Raw genomic sequence first — 1,571 nt, 5'->3', positions numbered from 1 at the left:
GGCCCCGCGGGGGTGCGGGCGCGGTGATGGTGGAGGTCATGACAGGGTTCCTCCGGTCTCTTCGGCGGCGGGGACGCGGCCCTCGCCCGCGGCGCCGCCGGCCCCGTCGGCGGGGCGGCGGCCGAGGCGGCGGGGGTGGAAGATCCAGGCGCGCATCAGCAGGAACCGGGCGAGGGTGGCGACGGCGTTGGCGGCGACGAGCGCGGCGACCTCGACGGCGCGGCCGGCGCCGGGCGCGGCGGCGTGCAGCAGGGCCAGGCCGCCGGTGGACAGGGCGAGGCCGAGCAGGAACGCGGCGCCGCCTTCGAGCTGCTGGCGGAGGGCGCGGCGGGTGCCGGTGACACCGAAGGTGAAGCGGCGGTTGGCGGCGGTGTTGCCGATGGTGGTGGCGACCAGGGAGACGGCGTTGGCCCACAGCGGCCCCATGGCCAGGCGCAGCAGGACGAACAGGGCGAGCTGCGCGAGGGTGCTGATGACGCCGATGACGGCGAAGGCGGGCAGCTGCCGCGCCATCCCGGCGGGCAGCCGGGGGCGCGGCCGGCCGCCGACGGGGGCGCGGAACGCGCCGGTGAGCATGCGGCGGGCGACGCGGGCCATGCCGCGCAGGTCGTCGCGTGCGGTGCGCAGGACGTCGACGCGGCTGTCGGGGTCGTCGACCCAGTCGACGGGGACCTCGTGGATGCGCAGCCCGTTGCGTTCGGCGAGCAGCAGCAGCTCGGTGTCGAAGAACCATTCCTCGTCCTCGACCGAGGGCAGCAGCGCCTGCGCGATCTCGGTGCGGGCCGCCTTGAAGCCGCACTGGGCGTCGGTGAAGCGGGCGGCGAGGGCGGTGCGCAGCAGCAGGTTGTAGCAGCGGGAGATGACCTCGCGGCGGGGTCCGCGGACGACGGCGGAGCCGCGGGTGAGGCGGGAGCCGATGGCGAGGTCGCTGTGCCCGGAGATGAGGGGGGCGACCAGCGGCAGGAACGCGTCCAGGTCGGTGGACAGGTCGACGTCCATGTAGGCGACGACGTCGGCGTCGCTGGTGCCCCACACGTGCCGCAGCGCCCGGCCGCGTCCCTTGGCCTCCAGCCGCACGGCCCGCACGCGCGGGTGCCGGGCCATGAGTTCCTCGGCGATCGGCCAGGTGGCGTCGGTGCTGGCGTTGTCGGCGACGGTGATGCGGAACGGGTAGGGGAAGGTGCCGGCCAGGTAGGCGTGCAGGCGTTCCACGCTCGCGGCCAGGACGCGTTCCTCGTTGTGGACGGGCACGACCACCTCGACCAGCCTGCCCCGCCCCCCGTCTTCACGTCGGGGCGGGGACTCCGCTGCGGGAGGGCCTTGTTCGGTGACAAGGTGACTCGTGACTCCGCTCCCCCTCACGGAGAGGGGGGCTTCCAACCCGGAGGTCGCGGTCCAGCCCGAACCGGCCCCTTGCGGGGCGGTGTGAACGTACCACGACCCGCCGGCGCCAACGGCCTCCTCGGTGCAAGTTCTCATGGGATCGAGGTTCGGCAGCGGATGTGGGAAGCCGCTGAGGCGCCGATTAACGCGGCATGAGAAAGGGCGGGTCTCAGTCGCGGGGCGCGGGC

Annotated in this window: 1 protein-coding gene; it reads right to left on the bottom strand. The window is 74.8% G+C overall.

The annotated features are described in order from the left end of the window. Positions 1 to 36 precede the first annotated feature (36 nt). A complete protein-coding gene (locus tag E1293_RS46895) occupies positions 37 to 1,257 on the bottom strand; it encodes a bifunctional glycosyltransferase family 2/GtrA family protein (RefSeq protein ID WP_243717591.1) in 1,221 nt (406 codons plus the stop codon). Positions 1,258 to 1,571 lie beyond the last annotated feature (314 nt).

The organism is Actinomadura darangshiensis (assembly GCF_004349235.1).
Lineage (GTDB): Bacteria > Actinomycetota > Actinomycetes > Streptosporangiales > Streptosporangiaceae > Spirillospora > Spirillospora darangshiensis.
The sequence above is the reverse complement of the archived record's forward strand: the minus strand, read 5'-3'. Positions and strand labels throughout refer to the sequence as shown.